The following is a 17,569-nucleotide window of genomic DNA, read 5'->3' as shown; positions in this document are numbered from 1 at the left end:
ATGCAGGCTCAGAAAGTTATCTGGCAAGAAGGCATGCTGTTGCGGCCACAGCACTTGCAGCACAACGACCGTTATTATCATCAACAACTCACCCAGACGCGCTTGTTGGGCAGTGATACCTGGGGCTTGCTCACGCTGGAACTCAATTTGCAGTACCTCAAGCTGGGCAAGCTGGTGGTCAACCAGGCCAGCGGCGTTTTGCCGGACGGTAGCCTGTTTGAGTTGAGCCCCGGCATGGAACCTCTGGTGTTGCAGGTACCCACCGACACGGGCAGACAAGGCGTTTTCCTGGCGCTCCCGTTGGCCAGTGGCAGTCACCTTGAAGTTCGCCAGCCAGGACAGAGTGATGTGCTGGCACGCTACGTCAGCTGCGAAGTGGAAGTGGGAGATGCCAATGCGGGTGTGGATACGCGTTGCCGGATCAACTGCGCACGTCCCGACTTACGTCTTCTGTTGGGCGAACACCCGCATGACGAGCACTTCGTCAAACTCAAGATCGCCCAGGTACTGGACGCCACCGACGAGGGGGGAGTGAACCTGGATACAACGTTCATCCCTACGTTCATTTTCGTGCAGGAGCATGGGTACGTGGCGTCGTGTCTCAAGGAGGTGATCGGCCTGCTTGTCAGCAGGGGCGATGCCATCGCTGCACGTATTCGTGGCGAGAGCACGACCGCAGGCACACAAATCGCTGACTTCCTGATGCTGCAAGTAATCAATCGTACCGAGCTGGAGCTGCGCCACTGCCTGAGCCAGGCTCGGGTGCGGCCCGAAGCAGTGTTCCGTGCGCTGGTGTCCCTGCTCGGTGAGTTATCAACGTTCGCCAGTGACAGTAAGCGTGCGCAGTTGAACGTTCATTACCAACACGGTGATCAGGGCGCCAGTTTTCATGGGCTGATGGAGCAGGTGCGCTTGGTGCTGTCTGTGGTGTTGGAGCAACAGGCGATCAAGTTGGCTTTGCAGCCGCGCCAATATGGCGTCCTGGTATGCCCAGTCAGCGAGTTGAAATTGCTTGGTACGGCCACCTTCATTTTGGCGGCCACTGCGCAGTGTGAGGCGCAGGAACTGCGCCAGCGTCTGCCGGCACACCTGAAAGTCGCGCCGGTTGAGCGCATACGTGAATTGGTCAACCTGCACTTGGCCGGTATCAAGGTCACGTCGTTGCCAGTGGCGCCGCGACAGATTCCATTTCACGCCGGCAAGACCTACTTCATGCTCGATATGAGCGCTCGTGATATCGCACAACTGGAGCAGTCAGGTGGTTTCGCTTTCCACGTAGGAGGTGAGTTCACCGGGCTTGAACTTGACTTCTGGGCCATCAGGAATTGAACGCCATGGAAAGTGAATGCACTCAAGATGAAAAAACCGTCTTGCTTGACCGGGAAAGTCATGGGCCTGCCCAAGGACCATTAACGGACTTCCCGTCGCCGCCGCGTTATGAGCAGTTGGAAGATCGGATGATCTACGCCGGCCTCAGGCTCGATACGCAAAGCTTCCAGGTTGGGCTCAACCCTATAGTCGACGCAGCCTGGGCGGTATTGTCCGAGGTTGTAGGGCTCAGGCGCTGCTCTGGCCGTGAAAGTTGGGACACGCTCAACGAGCGGTTGTCGTTGGCTGTCAATCAATTTGAAACCCACGCTTTGCAGGGCGGCGTGGAAAGCAGCCAGATAATATCGGCGCGTTATGTGTTGTGCAGTGTGATTGACGAGGCGGTCTTGATAACTCCGTGGGGGGCGCAGAGCGAGTGGTCGAAAAAGAGCCTGTTGAGCCGCTTTCATAACGAAACCTTCGGGGGCGAAAAAGTTTTCCAACTGCTGGAGCGGCTGTCGCGCGACCCCCTCAAACACCTGGCGATGCTGGAGCTTTTGTACCTGTGTCTATCTTTGGGGTTCGAGGGCAAATACCGGGTCATGGAGCGGGGCGCGTCACAACTTGAGGCTGTTCGTGATGCCTTGTATCGCCAGATCAGGCATGTACGTGGGGAACCGCTGAAGGCGCCGCTACTGCCTGCCATACAGGGGAAGGACCCGCACAAGCGGATCCGTGTCATTCCCGTCACCTGGTGTGTGGCATTCACCCTGAGCTGTTTGTTGGCTCTGTATACAGGATTTGCCTGGGTACTGAGCAAGGAACGATCGAATGCACTGCAACCCCTTCAATTCTCGGCGTCGGACCTGATTCGTACGCCCTTGTAAACGCTGGAGCAATGAATGAGCGCATTCTTCAAGAGGATGGGCGCCGTGCTGGGCAGGGTTTGGGTTTGGAGCCTTCTGCTGGCGCTTTCCTGTGCGGCACTCGTGTGGTTTTTAGGGCCGCTGTTGGCAGTGGATGACTATCGTATCTGGCAGGGGACGACTGCTCGCCTGCTTACCATCAGCATCGTGTTTTTACTGTGGGGGCTGGTGATAGCGCTTACGGATACTGGTAGTGCTACCAGGCGCCAAAGGCCCCCGCGTGAGCAGCCGTTGAAGTGGGTCGAGGATGAGCGCCGTCAGGTAAGCGTTCGATTCAAAAACGCTGTGCATCTGCTGAAAACATCCAGCCATTATGGCGTGCATAACGCACGGTGGCGCCATGATCTGCCGTGGTACCTGTTGATCGGCGAGCCGGGCAGTGGCAAAACGCAGTTACTGGCTGCCGCCGGCTTGCCGTTGGCGCTCGACCCTGCCCAAGGGCGACCAATGGGCAGTAGCACTCATTGTGAATGGTACTTTGCCGCCGCAGGCATACTCGTCGACACGCCGGGGCGCTACCTTACCCAGCCTGACAGCTCAGTGGATGCCGCAGGTTGGGCAACCCTGCTCAATCTGCTCAGATGGCGGCGCCGAGTGCGTCCGCTGAATGGTGTAGTGGTGACGCTGTCGGTCGACACGTTGTTGAGCATCAACGAGTACGACCTGGATCATCACGCACGCCGTGTGCACTCACGTTTGCAGGAGATTCAGCAGACGTTGCATGTGGATGTGCCGATCTACCTGGTTTTGACCCAGGCCGATCGGTTGTCGGGATTCGCTGAGTTCTTCGACCTGCCCCACGCAGAGAGTGCTGACAGCTTGCTTGGGCAGCACTTGGACGCCCATGTCGAGGATACTGACACTACGCAGGTTCGCCGGGCCGTCGAGCGATTGTTACAGCGCTTGAATAGTGAGCTGATCGGGCGATTGCACCAGGAGCGCAATGTCGAGCGCCGGGGGCTGATGCTGGGATTCCCCCAGCAGGTGGCACGAATAGGTGAACGCGTGAATCTGTTCGCTGAAATGGCGTTTTCCTCTCATCGCTACCAACCCATCAATGGTCTGCGAGGGATTTTCCTGACCTGCGCCGATGGCCGGCACCCGCGATTTGTGCAGGGCCTGTTCAGCCAGGCAATCTTTGCCGAAGCCGACCTCGCTGGCTTGCAGGCCGAGGAACGACAGCGAATCCGTTGGCGCCAGGGGTTGCAAGCGATGGCCGTAGCCTTGGTTATTGGCGGTGTCGGCGGGCTGTGGTGGCACAGTTATGCCGTCAACCATCAACGACTGGCGCAGTTGGCGGCACTGGTAGCTCTCCCGCCGCTTGGCTCGCAAGCCAGCGATGACAGCACGGCGCTGTTGGCGCTGTTGGATACGCGGCTGGCGGCGACCCGGGTTTTTCCCAGGTCGGCAGATGTGCGCCTGGTCGAGCACGTTGGGCTGTATCAGGGCGAGCTGAGTCGGCCCAGTGTCGAACACGCCTATGAGCAGGCACTGCACCAGCAATTGCTGCGTTGGATAACCGCCCAACTGGACGAGCAGGTATATGCCAGCCTGGGAGATCGGGACCGGCTATTGGTCAATCTGCGCGCGTATTTGATGCTCAACTTGCGCGAGCGCCGTGAGACTGCTTGGCTGGCACAACATATGGCGAGCCTCTGGTCGGAGCGTTTTGCCGGGGACATGTCGACACAGAAGCGCCTGACTGATCACTTTGCGCGGCTGCTTGAGCGCCCGTTTGTCGGGCCGCTCAACGAGGAACGGGTGGCTCAGGCTCGCGAAGCACTGAGGGGCGAGTCATTGGCCGACGTGGTGTATCGGGTACTGCGCGAACAAGCTCGCGACCTGGAACCCTTGCGCTTGGCCGAGGGCAATGTATTCGCTGGTATCGCCCCCTCCGTACCGGGTTTCTATACCAAAAGGTATCTGCAGTACTTTGAGACGCAGGGCCCACGGTTGGTTGACACCATTGCCCGGGATAACTGGGTGCTCGGTGAGGGTGCCGACCTGGGCCATCAAGATTTGAGTCGGCTGATGGCGCAATTGCAACAGCGCTATTTCAGTGAATATGCCGATGCCTGGAGCGATGTTCTCGGCCGTATCACGCTGCAAGAGACCGACAGCCTACGCCAGGACGCCGAGCAACTCATGAGCCTGACTTCGGCCCAGTCCCCTTTGATTAGGTTGTTGCAACAGCTGCGTGAAAACACGCGTTTGCTGCCAGGTCATGAGCTGCTCGATAAAGTAGTGCAACATCCCGCAGACGTGGCCAAGGCGGCGCTGGTGGCTGGGCCAGTGGCTTTTGCTGATGCTGCGCGGCGGGCGTTGCAACAAAAATTCGAGCCTTTGCATCAATTGCTGGATGAGCAGAACAACCCCGGAGCAGAGTTGACCCAGGCTTTGCGTCAGTTGGATGAACTGCACTTGCAACTGACGGCATTGAACCGTGACAGCGCACCCGAGCAGGCAGCCTTCCTGCGTGCCCGGCAGCGTATGGAGGGGCAGCAGGATGTGCTGGGTAGCCTGCGTGATGCCGCTGCGCGTCTGCCGCTACCCGTTGCCGGCTGGCTTGAGGGCCTGGCCGACGAGAGTTGGCGGCATTTGCTGGAGCAGGCCTATGTGCACGTCAACCAACGCTATCAGAGCGATGTGCGTAGCCCTTACGCCAAGGCAATTGGACGACGTTACCCGTTCCATGCCAACGCGAGCAATGACGTAGCCCTTCATGATTTTCAGGAGTTCTTCAAGCCACGAGGGGTGATGGCGCGCTTTTATGAGAACTACCTGCGGCCTTTCATCAGTGTCGACGGCACTCGCTACCGATTGCGTGGGCTGGATGGCCAGAGCTTGCCGGTTTCGCGTTCGCTGTTGGAGCAATTGACAAAAACCCAGGCCATACGCCGCGGTTTTTTTACCGAGGACACGGAGGAGTTATCTGTGCGGTTTACCGTGGCGCCCTACAGCCTGGACCCATCGATCAGTCGTGCGATTCTGCGCGTGGGTGACCAGCAATTGGAATATCGCCACGGTCCCATCGTGCCCGTGGCGTTCCGTTGGCCCACCGATGCAGACAATGGGCGCAGCAGTCTCGTCCTGGAGAAAGGCACCGAGCAGCGACCCTTGGGAATCGAGAAGAACACAGGGGCTTGGTCACTGTTCCGGTTTCTGGACCAGCTGCAGAGAGAACCCGCCAGTGGGCAAAATGCTCAGGTTTTCAAGGCAGACCTCGCCGGCCTGCGCGTCAATTACCTGCTGACCAGCCAACGCACGCCTGTCCCGTTTGATGTGGATACGTGGCGCACCTTTCGCTTGCCGGAGCAACTGTGAAGATGGCAGCCCCCTGGCGCAGCGCTGGTCGTACACAGCAGGGGCAGGCGCGGCTGCGCAACGAGGATGCATTCCTGGACGACCCGCGCCGCAGCTGCTGGGCGGTTGCGGATGGCATGGGCGGGTATCGCAACGGGGATTTCGCCAGCCAATGGGTAATCAGGCAGTTGGCAGCCGTGTCGGCTCAGGGCAACCTCGATCAGCGTATCCAGGCCGTTCGCAGTTGTTTGCAGGGCGTCAACCAAGGGTTGAGGCGTGCATGGATAGAACCTGGTGCACCTGCTGACGCGACGATGGGCAGTACCGTAGTTGCACTGCTGCTGGAGAAAGGCCGGGCGGCTTGTCTCTGGGCGGGAGACAGTCGCTGCTATCTATGGCGCGGGCAGAGTCTCTACCAATTGTCGAAGGACCATTCGTTGCTGCAGCGGCTCATGGACGAGCGTCACCTCAGTGCCGCGCAAGCCCAGGCCTACCCCGATGCCAGGGCCTTGACCCGAGCCGTGGGCGCGGGTTCGCGGTTGCACCTTGAGGCATTGGAACTCAGTACCCGCCCAGGGGATGTATTTTTATTATGCAGTGATGGTTTGTATCAGGCCCTCAGCCATGTGGACCTGGGACGAGCGTTGAGTATGCAAACGCCCCAGCAGGCAGTGGAACGGCTATTTGCAGGGGCGTTGCGCAGGCCGGTACATGATGACCTGACCGCGGTTGTCGTGCAGCCTTGAGCGCGTCGCCACAAGCCTTGCGTCTGCTGGTTGGGCGTTATCACCTTGAGCATGTCTTGGGCAGAGGGGGTATGGGCGTTGTGTACCGTGCGCGCGACCTGCTGCACGAGCAATTAGGCGAGCGCTGTTCGAACGTGGCGCTCAAGCTGGTGGACGAATCCATTTCCCAATGTCCCGATGCGCATGTGTTGTTGTACAACGAGTTTGCGTTGACCCGCAGCCTTCGGCACGACCGCGTGGTACGGACGTTCTCGTTCGAAGTCGACACACACAGCCAGGTCGCGTTCTTCACCATGGAGTTGTTGCAGGGGCTGACCCTGGACCGTCTGCTGCTGGAATGCCCTTATGGGTTGCCCTGGCGCGAACTGCAACCCATCGCCGTGCAGTTGCTGGATGCCTTGGTCTACACCCACCAGCAAAACGTGCTGCACGGTGACGTCAAACCAGCCAATGTCATGGTGGGCGAGGAGGGCGTGCGCTTGTTCGACTTTGGGCTGGGCCATGCCGCCGGGCAGGCTGGGGTGGGTTTGCCGAGTGTCAGCCGCAGTCGTTTCAATGCCTGGACACCTGCCTACGCAGCCCCGGAACTGTTGGCCGGCGGGGCGTTGACCGCGGCCGCCGACTTGTACGGCGTGGCCTGCATCCTATACGAACTGGCCCATGGCAAGCGCGTTGGCGAACGTTGCGCAATGGACCGGCTGTCCCGGCCTGCGCAGTTGCCCAGGCATTGCTGGGCGGCGTTACAGGCTGCGCTCGCGGTGGACCCGCAGCACCGAAGCATAACGGTCGCCGAGTTGCGCCAAGTCATGGGGCGCAACCGGCCACGCTGGCGCTTGTAGGGAAGAGGTCAAACGGCCAAGCCGTGCAACTGGCAGTACTCCAGCCAGTCCATGCCCGCCATCTGTGCGACTTCTTTATGCACTTCACGGCGCTGGGCCTCGAAGACTTCGGTGGAATCGGCCGTCAGCTTGAGGGTCAATTCCCAGGCGAACAGCTGTTGCTGTTCAGCGTGTGCCTCGAAAGCCTCATGCAGGCGTTCAGCGCGATACTGCGCCAGGGTTTCGCCCCTGGCCTGGGCTACCAGCGGGTTAAGACTGTCCAGCTCGGCAGCGACCTGCGGTTGTTCGCGCAGAAATCTGTCCAGTGCAAGCTGATAAGTATCGTTAGGCGTCGACACAGATAGACACCTTAACGAGAAGGATGAGAGCTGCTATCGGACGTGCGTGCGTTGAGGTGATGGCGGGCACGCTTGCGCGACCTGCGTCGCATCCAGTTCTGCAACGGCGCCAGCAAGAAAAACATCAGATAGGCGATCAGCACCAGCGTCAGGTCTACCCAGGTTTCAGCCACAGGCCCGGTAAACAATTCAATGACGTTCTTGATCACAAACAGCAACACCACGCTGCACAACCACAGCACAATGGTGACGAATAGAGGACGCATGTTACTTGAGCGCTTGTCTTGCATAGTGAGGTTCTCTCCTTTGGCCTGTTGTCGTTCCAGGCAAGATTCCCTGAGTGCGTACCCATTATCAGACAGGTTGTAACATCGTTTAACACGCACAAACCGTGCGGATGATACCGACTCAGACAGCCTTAGGGGATGATTCAAGTCAGAAAGTTCGATAAATCTGTAGGGATTTAGTCTAGCAGCCAGGCATTCACTGGTAAAAAGCCGGGCTGGGGCGGGGATAAAGGCTTTCGCTTCGGCTATCAGGGCGTGTAGCGTTAGCGGTGTTTCCGGCCGCTGATCTTCAGCGGCAGTCGGTGACAGGCAGAGGACGGCCCATGGCGCACACCCTGTTCAAACTTTTCCTGACCCAGCGCCTGGCGGTCCTGGCCAGCACGGAGTCGTTGCGTGCGATTCGTGAGGGGCTGCTGTGGATTCTGCCGTGCCTGTTGGTGTCCGCCGGCTTCCTGATTCTGTCCGAATGCGCCCTGGCGCTGGGGTTCGATCCCCAAGTGGTGAGTTTCCTGGCGGGGTTGCATAAACAGATCAGTTCGGTGATCCCACTGCTGGTCGCGGCCTCCATCGGTTATATGTTGGCGATTCAACACCGTCTGCCACAGCTGCCGGTTGCCTTCCTGTGCCTGGCCCATGTGGTGGTCGCCACCTTCGTGCTGCGTGATTACCCGCGTGCTTCGGCCACGTTCCTGCTGTTTATTGCCATTGCTTCGCCCTTGATCAATGTGCCTGCCATTGCCTGGCTGCACCGCTTTCGCTGGACACGCCTGGTCAACCAAGACCTGGTCGGCCATAACCTCAAGGGCACCATCAACATGGTGATACCCGGCGCACTCACGGCCTTGTCGTTGGTGACGGTGTTGTCGTTGCTGCTGTTGATCCCCCATGTGGCGCAAATCCAGGGGCCGCAGGTGCTTGATGCGTTGCAGACGCCTTACGGCAGCGGGTTGTTTGTGACACTGATGAATTCGCTGCTGTGGTTCTTCGGCATTCACGGCGTGTATGCCATGCAGCCGCTATTCGATGCCCTGGACCAGGCCGTGGCGCTCAATGGCGCAGCGTTGGCGGCGGGGGAGCCGGTGCTGTACTTGCTCAATAACGGCTTGCTGGGCAGTTTTGCGTTTATCGGTGGTTCGGGGGCAACCTTATGCCTGCTGCTGGCGATCCTGCTGTTTTCCAAAAGCCAGTCCATGCGCTTGCTGGCGGTAGCGAGTTTGCCGTTGTCGTTATTCAATGTGAGCGAGGTGCTGTTGTTCGGTTTGCCGATCATCCTCAACCCGCGCCTGTTTATACCGTTTCTACTGGTACCGGCGTTCAACGCGATGGTGGCTTTGATGGTGGTACAACTGGGCTGGGTGTCGCCGGCGGTGGCCAGCGTGCCGTTTACCGCCCCGGTGCTGCTCAATGCATACCTCAGCACCCACGGCGACGTGGCGGCGGTGGTGTTGCAGATCGTTCTGCTGGGGGCCGGGACGCTGGTGTATGCGCCCTACGTGAGAGCGATTCATCGCCAGTCCAGCGATGGCGGCACGGTGTATCTCAAATCTTTGGACATGACCTTTCGCGGCCTTGAGGAAAAAGGCCGTCTGCTAGAGTTCGACCCGGTGCTGGCCACCCACCAGACATTGGCCCGCCAGGCGGCTGAGTTGAACCGCATCCAGCAGATCAGCGATTACGAGTTCTATCTTGAGTTTCAACCCCAGGTCTCCACCCGCACCGGTTTGTGCACCGGGTGCGAGGCGCTGATGCGCGCCCGGGACAGCCAGGGCACGGTGCATTCGCCGTGGGAGTTCCTGCAATGGCTGGCGCACGCCAGGCTGATGCCGGACGTGGATGTGTGGGTGGCATCCCAGGCCGTGCGCCAGTATCAGAAATGGCAGAAGATGGGTTTTGAACTGCCGATGACCATCAATATTTCCAGTACCACACTAAAGGACGCCGCCTATGGCGACCGCCTGGTGGAAATTCTTGGCCAGGCCCGTGGGCAAGTTTCAGTGGAAATTACCGAAGACGCGCTGGTCAGCGACATCCCGGCCACCCGCCAGACCATCCAGAAGTTGCAAGCCATGGGGGCCAAGGTCTATCTGGATGATTTTGGCACTGGGTTTTCTGCGTTGAGCTATCTGCATCAGTTTCCTGTGGATTTCATCAAGATCGACCGCAGTTTTGTGGTTGCCCAGCACGACCCTAAAGGCGCCCAGGTGCTCACCGGTATGTTGCGCTTCTGCGAGGCCCTGGACCTGGGCGTGGTAGTGGAAGGGGTCGAGACGGCTGAGCAATTGGCCTTTTTGAGTAACGGGCCTGAGTTGTTTATCCAGGGCTGGTATTTCAGCAAGGCACTGCCTGGGGATCAGTTGCCGCGCTTTGTGCTTGAGCGCAGGGCGTTGGTCTGATGACCGACCCTATCTACCTAGCACCCCGATCCAACTGTGGGCGCTGGCTCGCCGGCGACGACCATAGGTAACTACACAACTTTGGTGCGACGCTGGACCTGTGGCGAGTGAGCTTGCTCCCGTGACGGACTGACAGCCGACGCTGATCTAACTGACGCACCGCGATCTAACTGTGGGAGCTGGCTTGCCTGCGAAGACGGCCTGACAGCCGATACAGTTGGATCGTGTACATATCCATTCCTGCGGTAACGGCTAATTGGGGCTCCGCCCTGACGCCATCACCTCCCATCGCTAAGCCTTGAAAGAATTTTCCTACAGGTGTTGACCTTGCCACTACGGGAACCTTTAGGCTTTTTTCCGAGTATGTCCCACCACAAAAACAAGATTCAGGGGTTATCAATGGATACTGCTACCCTGCAACAACGCTCGGATTCCGATCTGTTCACCACCGCCTCGCGGCTGATGACGAATGCCTTGGAACCCGGCGCCCACTACACCCAGGTCACCCGCGCGCTGGAAGCGCTGCTCGCACTGACTCGGCAAGGCCTGGCGGGAGACGCTGGCGCCTACGCGCACTACCAGTCAGCCCTGCTGCAACTGCATATTCCAGGTGACCCGCGCACCGAGCCGACCCGGCGCTGGATGGCCAGCGAGGTCTACCGCGTCGAAGATGAGTTCGCCGCCGACGTGCCGGGCTTCACCGCGTTGCCGGTGGACGAGTTCCGTCAACAGGTCGACGCTGAAATCGCCGCACGCAGCCGGGTCAACCACCCGATGTCGGTGCACCTGTTCCAAGGTACGCCGCCGGTGCAGGATGTGCGCTTCTTCCTGGAGCATCACTGGACCCGTTCCTACAACTTCTACAGCCTGCTGGCCGAACTGGCCTTTCGCTTCGAAGCCATCGAGGACGCCTCGGTGTTTTACCGCAACCTGTACGGCGAAGCAGGGGCTGAGACACCGGAGCGTTCGCACCCGGCGATGCTCGCCCATCTGATGGAGTATTTCGATATTCCGCTGGCCATCGACTTTCCCGCGCTGCATCCGCTGGAAAAGGCCTACCTGAATAATCGTATTCGCTGTGTGCGCCACACGGATGTCGCCTGGGGCCTTGCGCTGCTGTATGCGGTGGAGTCTGTCAGTTGCGTCAACCATCGGCGCATCTACGAGCTGTTGCAGCGCCTCGACGTTCCAGAGCAGCCCAGCGAATTCCACCGTTTGCATGGCACCCAGGATGAGATCGACACCGAGGAAATGTGGGCACTGATTGCCAAGTTCGCCAGCGAGGAGGGCTTTCAGCGCACGTTCATGCGCGCACTCAAGCGCCACTTCGAAATCAACAAGGCCTACTTCGACAGCCTGTGGCAGCAGATGCAGGCCCAACGCCTGTCTGCCTGAACGACCTGCGATCCGAAAACAAAAATAATGGAGCACATGATGAGCCCACGTAATTTTTCCCTGCCGCAATTGCAGAATATTCACACGGCCGAAGCCCGTCTGTTGGCGGAAGCCTTGAAGCCGGACGCGACGTTCAATCGCATCGAAATTGCTGCCAATATGCTGCGCGCCCTGTGCGAGACCGGCCAACGTGGCGACGCCGCGAATGCAGCGCAGTGCCAGCAATTGCTGTACATCCTGTCGCTGAGCGATGACGTGGCCACCGCCTCGACCCGGCGCTGGCTGGCCAATGCCGTCTATAGCGTACAAGAGCGTTTCATGCCGTCAGCCGACCTGGCATCCCCCTTGTCCGAGGCCGGTTTCCAGCAACGCCTGGAAGAGCAGATTGCCGCGCAGTCGCGGGAAAACCATCCGATGTCGCAGTATGTGTTTGAAGGCAAAGCCTCTCGCGAGCAACTGCAGGTGTTTTTGCGTCACCAGTGGTTCCGCACGTACCGCCTGTACCGGGATGCCGCCGACCTGCTGGTCAACCTGACCGACGTGGATGAGGCGGCCGCCCTGGCGCGTTATCTCTACGGCGAGTTGGGCGAAGAAGACGAGCGGCGCTCCCACCCCCGCCTGTTAGCCAAGCTGCTTGCCGCCGTGGGCCTGAATGCCGATTTCGAGGCGCTCTCGACGATGCCCGAGGAAATCGCCTACCTCAACAACCGCGCACGCTGTTTCCGCAACCCCGATGTCGGCTGGGGCCTGGCGGTGTTCTACATCACCGAACTGGTGGTGCCGGGCAACCACGGCAAGCTGTACAACGCCCTGCGCAACGCGGGCTTGAGCCAGGATGACGCGGAGTACTACGAAGTGCATATCAGCCTGGTGCCGCCGCGGGCCAAGCGTGAATGGGCGCTGATCTCACGGCGTATTCCGGACCTCGGGTTTCAGAATGCGTTCCTGACGTCTTTGGCCGAGCACTTCCGGCTGGAGCGGGCTTATTACGATGCAGTCTGGGAAGAAGTACAACGCGTGAAGTAGCCCTCCCTGGACAACCCGAGTAACCCGACATGCCAAGTCATATCACTGAATCCCGTATCCACGGGGGCGCTTACTCGTCCCCGGAATTTGCTGCGATCTTCTCTGATGCCAATCAGGTGCAGAAGTGGCTCGATGTTGAAACAGCGCTGGCGGCGACCCAGGCGCAGATGGGCCTCATCCCCCACGAGGCCGCCCGGGAGATTGCCCGGGTAGCCAGCGTGGAACTGCTGGACCTCGACGCGTTGGGGCGCGAAGGCCTGGAAACCGGACACATCCTGGTGCCGACCCTGCGCGCATTGCAGGGGTTATGCGCCGATGGGCTGGGCGAATACGTGCATTACGGCGTGACCACCCAGGACATCCTCGACACCGGGCTGATCCTGCAAATCCGCGATGCCTGGGGCCTGGCGGTGCAGCGCTTGCGCGGGATCCGTGGGCATCTGCTCACGCTCGCCCTGCGCCATAAGCACACGCCGATGGTCGCCAGGACCCATGGTCAACACGCACTGCCCACCACGTTCGGCTACAAGGTGGCGGTGTGGGTCGATGAGATTGATCGACACCTTGAACGCTTTGACGAAGCCTACGCCCGGGTGATGGTCGGCAACCTGACCGGCGCCGTGGGCACCCTGGCCGGGCTTGGCCCACAGGGTTTGGAAGTGCAGCGCCGTACCCTGGAAAGCCTCGGCCTGTCGGCACCGTTGAGCAGTTGGCACAGCGCCCGCGACCGCATTCTGGAAGCCGCGTGGTTGCTGGTGCAGGCGTCGGCGACGTTGGGTCGTGTCGCCAATGAGATCTACCACCTGCAGCGCACCGAGATCGACGAAGTGCGCGAGGGGCGGCGAGCAGGGCAAGTGGGAAGTAGCACCATGCCCCACAAGCAAAACCCGTCGACGGTGGATCTGATCAGCGCGCTGTCACGGCTGGTGCGTGCGCAGATGGTTGCGCTGACCGACGCCGCTTTCCAGATGCACGAGCGTGACGGCACCACCTGGCGCATCGAATGGGCGGCCTTACCCGAGCTGTTCATTTACGCCGGTGCGTTGCTCGCTCGTATGGAAGGCTTGCTGCTGGGTGGGCTGCAGGTGCGTGAAGCGCGCATGCGCAGCAACCTGGACTTGCTGGGCGGGCTGATCCTGTCGGAGCGCGTGATGCTTGCGCTGGCGCCTCGGTGTGGCAAGCAGACGGCCCATCACCTGGTGCACGACATCGCCCAGCAGGCCCAAGACGCGGGCGTTTGCTTTCGCGACGCGCTGCTTGGCGACCCTCGGCTGCGCGGTTGTTTCAGCGCGCAAATGCTCGATGACTTGCTTGACCCGACGGCCTACACAGGGCTGGCGGCCGAAATGGTCGATCTGGTGGCAACTAAAGCACGACCTCGCGCTTCAGGCGATGGCGCTGAAGCACTGATGGCAACCCAAGGCAATACCAATCAGTCCCTGTACGCTACGGAGGGTATGTGATGGATGCGCAAACTTTGGAAACGACAGCCCGTGCGTCTTGCACCGCACGTTCGGACCACCCGGGCTTTGATCATGACGGCGAGCAATGCCGCCACGAACACAGCCACATCCTCGATTCGAAAACCCACGGTTCGGGTTATGCCGGCCCGCAGAGCCGCAAGATCTTCTGCAGTCATTGTCGCCTGCAACGTTGGCTGGACGTGGAAGCTGCGCTGGCCATGGCCCAGGCCGATGTCAACATCATCCCGCGCGAGGCGGCCCTGGAGATCGAAAAGGCCGCGTTGCTATCGGGCATCAATGTGCGCCAACTGGCCGAAGGCGTGGCTGCCACTGGGCATTCGCTGATGCCATTGCTGAGCGCCCTGCAAAAGAATTGTAGCCCCAGTGCCCGTGAATACGTGCATTACGGCGCTACCACCCAAGACATCCAGGACACCGCCCAGTCCCTGGAGATGCGCGATGTGCTTGATGCGATGGACCAGGCCCTGGAGACTTTGCTGGGCAAGTTGTCGACCCTGGCCGATGCGCACCGTGACTCGCTGATGGTCGCCAGGACCCACTCGATTCCCGCTTTGCCGACCACCTTCGGGCTGAAGGTCGCCGGCTGGATCGATGAGCTGTTGCGCCACCGGCAGCGCTTGGCCGAAGCCCGCCAGCGTGTACTGGTGGTGCAGCTGTTCGGCGGAGTCGGCACCATGGCGGCGTTCGGCCCGGACGCCATGCCCATGCTGGAGCGTTTTGCCCAGCGCTTGTCGCTGCAAGTGCCCCTGACAGGCTGGCATGTGTCTCGTGACCGCGTTGCGGAGTTCGTCAGCACCCTGGCCATGGTCACCGCCTCGTTGGCCCGCGTAGCCGATGAAATCCGTACGCTCAATCGTTGGGAAATCGCTGAAGTGGAAGTGGGCTGGAGCGACCAGCAGATCGGCAGCAGCACCATGCCGCACAAACGCAACCCCGAAGGCTGCGAGCAGGTGGTGGTGTTGGCACGGCTGGCCAAGGCCCAGGTCATGCTCGCGCTGGACGCGATGATTCTTGAGCATGAGCGCGATTACCGCGGTACGCGGTTGGAGTGGTGCGCGGTCGCGGACGTTTCCCACTATGCACTGATGGCGCTCTCGATTCTGACCGAGACCATCGATGGGCTCACCGTGAATGTGCAGAAAATGGAATGCACCGCCCAGGCCTATGGCGATGCCATCTGCACCGAAGCGGTGGTGTTCGAAATGGCGCGCAAGCTGGGCAAGAGCAGCGCCTACCAGATCATCTTCGAAGTGTCCCAGGCCAGCCAGCGCAATCACGTGTCGATCCGCGAGGCAATCGAGGCCGATGCGCGGGTGCTTGCTGTCATGAATGATGGCGCCCTGGCCCGGCTGTTCGAGCCCCGTACTCACTTGGGCATGTCCGAACGCATCGTTGACAACGTGCTGGCCAAACTCGCCGGCCACTGATCCCTTAACAGATTTGCATATTCATCAAGGAGCGACAGATGTCCAACGTTATGGAAGTTGATAAAGCCAAGGTCCAGCAATTTTCGGCGCGCATCATGGAGGATTACGGCAACACGCTGCGCGGCGCCATGCTCTACATCGGCGACCAGCTCGGTTTGTTCAAGGCTTTGGCCGACGGCCAGGCGGTGACCCTGGAAGAGTTGGCGCACAAGACCGGCTACAACGCACGTTACTTGCGCGAATGGCTGGGCAGCATGGCCACCGGCAATTATGTGACCTACGACGCGCAAACCCGCCGTTACCAAATGCCCGCCGAGTTTGTGCCGGTGCTGGCCGATGAAGATTCGCCGTATTTTGCCGGTGGCATTATCCAGCTGAGCGTGCCGTTCGTGAGCATGGCGCCCAAGGTCATCGAGGCCTTCCGCCATGGTGGTGGTTGCGCTGAAGAGGCGTTCCCGCTGGAAACCTGGAAAGGCATGGAGCGCATGACCATGCCCTGGTACAAGCACTACCTGGTCCAGCACTGGATTCCATCCCTGGACGGCGTCGAAGAGAAGCTCAAGACCGGCGGCAGTGTGCTGGATTTCGGCTGCGGTGCGGGCCTTGCAGCGATCACCATGGCCAAGGCCTACCCCGAGGCGCGCATTGTCGGCTGCGATTTCCACCTGCCTTCCATCGAGTTGGCGCGGGCCAACGCCGAGGCGGCTGGTGTGGGTGACCGGGTGCAATTCGAGGTGAACGACTCCGATGCCTTGCGCGGCCAGCAATTCGACTTCGTGACCACCTTTGTGGTGATCCACGATGCCACCGACCCTCAGCAGATGCTCAAGGATTTGCGCGCCGCCACGGCCGAAGACGGTACCTACCTGATGGTGGAGCTCAACCTGTCCGAGGAACTGCACGAGAACATGAACCTGTTCGGGCGCGTCATGTACCCGCAGAGCACCCTCTATTGCATGACCTGTTCGCTGTCCCACGGTGGGGCAGGGCTGGGGGCGTTCATGGGCGAGAAGCGTGCCCGCCAGATGGCTGAGGCAGCCGGGTTCAGCCGCTTTCGTAAAGTGCCTTCGCAGTGGCCACCGATGCCGGCGCTGTTCGAACTCAAGCCTTGATAGGAAGCATCCGCGAGTCGCTTTGCGCAGTAAGGCAATTTAATGGCCCCTTTGTAACAAAATCCTCGCCAAAATCACTTTTATTTTCAGGTGGTTAGGTGAGGATGCAAATGCGCTCTGTGGGAATGATGCTGATTGCCTGCTCCCTGGCCGGCGGCGCGACTGTCGCGCAGGCCAGGGAATTGCGCGAGGGTGACAAGTACATGTGCAGTTGGGGCGCAGGCACGGCCGCCAGGGCCCAGGAACTCAAGTTATCCGGCGTTTCGCTATACGCGGCCCGGCAGAAGATCCAGACCCTCAAGTTCAGCAAGTCGTGGATGCGCATGATGGCCATGGGCATCACCGAGCAGACCTATGACAGCCGCTCAAGGCTCAAGCCCGAGGCGATTCGTCAAAGCTTTTACCAGGATTGCCTGCGCTACAAGGTCGCGCGCAAGTAATCCGTAGCCCCGCACCAGCCGTGGGGCCTTTACAAATCCACGACAAACCCCGTGTGAGTATTTGCATACAATTGCGCACTTCTTGATGGAGGCGGGTATGCAAGTGCTGATTCGAACGGCGACACCTGATGACGTCGACACGCTGTGCGCGATTCGCACCTCGGTGGTGCAAAACCACCTGAGCCTTGAACAGATGGCTGGCCTGGGGATTACCCCGCAGGTATTGAGCGATACGTTGCGCGCAGCACCTTGCGGCTGGATCGCGGAAGTGGACGGCCAGGCGGCGGGGTTTTCCATGGTCGACCTGGATGAAGGTGAAGTGTTCGCAATGTTCGTGCTGCCATCGCACGAGAAGCTTGGGCTGGGCCGTCAACTGATGGCGGTGGCCGAGGCGGCCCTGTTTGAGCACCACGACACGCTCTACCTGGTGACTGATGGGCGTGATGAAATCCGGGCCAATGGGTTCTATCAGCGCCTGGGCTGGTCCGTCGTGGGCCCGGTCGATGGTGATGACGTTCGTTATGAAAAGAGCAGGGCGCCATAAG

General features: G+C 60.1%; 15 protein-coding genes. 13 read left to right on the top strand and 2 right to left on the bottom strand.

The features are described from left to right. Genes tssK through ACP7CZ_RS00410 form a run of 5 tightly spaced genes read left to right on the top strand, consistent with a single transcriptional unit; the run spans nt 1 to nt 7,122 of the window. A complete protein-coding gene (gene tssK / locus ACP7CZ_RS00430; RefSeq protein WP_181125345.1) occupies nt 1–1,329 on the top strand; it encodes a type VI secretion system baseplate subunit TssK in 1,329 nt (442 codons plus the stop codon). Between the two features lie 5 nt (nt 1,330–1,334). Then, nucleotides 1,335–2,195 carry a type IVB secretion system protein IcmH/DotU gene (gene icmH, locus ACP7CZ_RS00425; RefSeq protein ID WP_054898533.1) on the top strand — a complete coding sequence of 287 codons (861 nt, stop codon included), beginning with the start codon at nt 1,335–1,337 and terminating at the stop codon, nt 2,193–2,195. 15 nt (nt 2,196–2,210) lie between these two features. Then, complete coding sequence (gene tssM / locus ACP7CZ_RS00420; protein WP_181125344.1) at nt 2,211–5,558, top strand: type VI secretion system membrane subunit TssM; 3,348 nt, start codon at nt 2,211–2,213, stop codon at nt 5,556–5,558. A 2-nt stretch (nt 5,559–5,560) separates the two neighbouring features. Continuing rightward, a complete protein-coding gene (locus ACP7CZ_RS00415; protein WP_054898535.1) occupies nt 5,561–6,283 on the top strand; it encodes a PP2C family protein-serine/threonine phosphatase in 723 nt (240 codons plus the stop codon). Beyond that, nucleotides 6,280–7,122, top strand: a complete 843-nt coding sequence (locus ACP7CZ_RS00410; protein WP_080757681.1) for a serine/threonine-protein kinase — start codon at nt 6,280–6,282, stop codon at nt 7,120–7,122. The genes ACP7CZ_RS00415 and ACP7CZ_RS00410 overlap by 4 nt, the downstream gene beginning before the upstream one ends. Before the next feature lie 8 nt (nt 7,123–7,130). Here the strand turns inward: ACP7CZ_RS00410 and ACP7CZ_RS00405 are convergent, their stop codons facing one another. Together ACP7CZ_RS00405 and ACP7CZ_RS00400 are read right to left on the bottom strand one after the other, a co-directional pair. Continuing rightward, the gene (locus ACP7CZ_RS00405; protein WP_054898536.1) at nt 7,131–7,460 is read right to left on the bottom strand and encodes a DUF6388 family protein; all 330 of its coding nucleotides are present in this window, start codon (nt 7,458–7,460) and stop codon (nt 7,131–7,133) included. A gap of 11 nt (nt 7,461–7,471) precedes the next feature. Then, a complete protein-coding gene (locus tag ACP7CZ_RS00400; protein ID WP_230032401.1) occupies nt 7,472–7,726 on the bottom strand; it encodes a hypothetical protein in 255 nt (84 codons plus the stop codon). A gap of 344 nt (nt 7,727–8,070) precedes the next feature. Here ACP7CZ_RS00400 and ACP7CZ_RS00395 point away from each other — a divergent pair, with 344 nt between their 5' ends. The 8 genes from ACP7CZ_RS00395 (at nt 8,071) to ACP7CZ_RS00360 (ending at nt 17,568) form a co-directional block, all read left to right on the top strand. Then, nucleotides 8,071–10,140: an EAL domain-containing protein gene (locus ACP7CZ_RS00395; RefSeq protein ID WP_034126092.1), complete on the top strand. Its 2,070-nt coding sequence runs from the start codon at nt 8,071–8,073 to the stop codon at nt 10,138–10,140. Between the two features lie 399 nt (nt 10,141–10,539). Beyond that, a complete protein-coding gene (locus ACP7CZ_RS00390) occupies nt 10,540–11,535 on the top strand; it encodes an HOASN domain-containing protein (RefSeq protein ID WP_373456480.1) in 996 nt (331 codons plus the stop codon). Nucleotides 11,536–11,574: 39 nt separating this feature from the next. Beyond that, on the top strand, nt 11,575–12,561 hold the full coding sequence (locus tag ACP7CZ_RS00385) for an HOASN domain-containing protein (RefSeq protein ID WP_060764836.1): 987 nt from the start codon (nt 11,575–11,577) through the stop codon (nt 12,559–12,561). A 29-nt stretch (nt 12,562–12,590) separates the two neighbouring features. Next, nucleotides 12,591–14,024 carry an adenylosuccinate lyase gene (gene purB, locus ACP7CZ_RS00380; protein ID WP_294164569.1) on the top strand — a complete coding sequence of 478 codons (1,434 nt, stop codon included), beginning with the start codon at nt 12,591–12,593 and terminating at the stop codon, nt 14,022–14,024. Continuing rightward, nucleotides 14,024–15,472: a class-II fumarase/aspartase family protein gene (locus tag ACP7CZ_RS00375; protein ID WP_294164568.1), complete on the top strand. Its 1,449-nt coding sequence runs from the start codon at nt 14,024–14,026 to the stop codon at nt 15,470–15,472. Before purB ends, ACP7CZ_RS00375 begins: the two co-directional genes overlap by 1 nt. Before the next feature lie 38 nt (nt 15,473–15,510). Further along, a complete protein-coding gene (locus ACP7CZ_RS00370; protein ID WP_014718237.1) occupies nt 15,511–16,584 on the top strand; it encodes a class I SAM-dependent methyltransferase in 1,074 nt (357 codons plus the stop codon). A 110-nt stretch (nt 16,585–16,694) separates the two neighbouring features. Continuing rightward, entirely contained in the window at nt 16,695–17,024 is a 330-nt protein-coding gene (locus ACP7CZ_RS00365; RefSeq protein WP_003191756.1) for a hypothetical protein, read from the top strand. A 97-nt stretch (nt 17,025–17,121) separates the two neighbouring features. After that, the gene (locus ACP7CZ_RS00360) at nt 17,122–17,568 is read left to right on the top strand and encodes a GNAT family N-acetyltransferase (protein WP_034126087.1); all 447 of its coding nucleotides are present in this window, start codon (nt 17,122–17,124) and stop codon (nt 17,566–17,568) included. Nucleotide 17,569: the final 1 nt, after the last annotated feature.

This window comes from Pseudomonas sp. DWP2-2, from assembly GCF_049897065.1.
GTDB classification, from domain to species: Bacteria; Pseudomonadota; Gammaproteobacteria; order Pseudomonadales; family Pseudomonadaceae; genus Aquipseudomonas; species Aquipseudomonas paracarnis.
This window is presented reverse-complemented; position numbering and strand designations above follow the sequence as displayed.

Coding starts and splice junctions, on each gene's coding strand:
- tssK (WP_181125345.1), top strand. CDS start 1: ATGCAGGCTCAGAAAGTTATCTGGCAAGAAGGCATGCTGTTGCGGCCA.
- icmH (WP_054898533.1), top strand. CDS start 1,335: ATGGAAAGTGAATGCACTCAAGATGAAAAAACCGTCTTGCTTGACCGG.
- tssM (WP_181125344.1), top strand. CDS start 2,211: ATGAGCGCATTCTTCAAGAGGATGGGCGCCGTGCTGGGCAGGGTTTGG.
- ACP7CZ_RS00415 (WP_054898535.1), top strand. CDS start 5,561: ATGGCAGCCCCCTGGCGCAGCGCTGGTCGTACACAGCAGGGGCAGGCG.
- ACP7CZ_RS00400 (WP_230032401.1), bottom strand. CDS start 7,726: ATGCGTCCTCTATTCGTCACCATTGTGCTGTGGTTGTGCAGCGTGGTG.
- ACP7CZ_RS00395 (WP_034126092.1), top strand. CDS start 8,071: ATGGCGCACACCCTGTTCAAACTTTTCCTGACCCAGCGCCTGGCGGTC.
- ACP7CZ_RS00390 (WP_373456480.1), top strand. CDS start 10,540: ATGGATACTGCTACCCTGCAACAACGCTCGGATTCCGATCTGTTCACC.
- ACP7CZ_RS00385 (WP_060764836.1), top strand. CDS start 11,575: ATGAGCCCACGTAATTTTTCCCTGCCGCAATTGCAGAATATTCACACG.
- purB (WP_294164569.1), top strand. CDS start 12,591: ATGCCAAGTCATATCACTGAATCCCGTATCCACGGGGGCGCTTACTCG.
- ACP7CZ_RS00375 (WP_294164568.1), top strand. CDS start 14,024: ATGGATGCGCAAACTTTGGAAACGACAGCCCGTGCGTCTTGCACCGCA.
- ACP7CZ_RS00370 (WP_014718237.1), top strand. CDS start 15,511: ATGTCCAACGTTATGGAAGTTGATAAAGCCAAGGTCCAGCAATTTTCG.
- ACP7CZ_RS00365 (WP_003191756.1), top strand. CDS start 16,695: ATGCGCTCTGTGGGAATGATGCTGATTGCCTGCTCCCTGGCCGGCGGC.
- ACP7CZ_RS00360 (WP_034126087.1), top strand. CDS start 17,122: ATGCAAGTGCTGATTCGAACGGCGACACCTGATGACGTCGACACGCTG.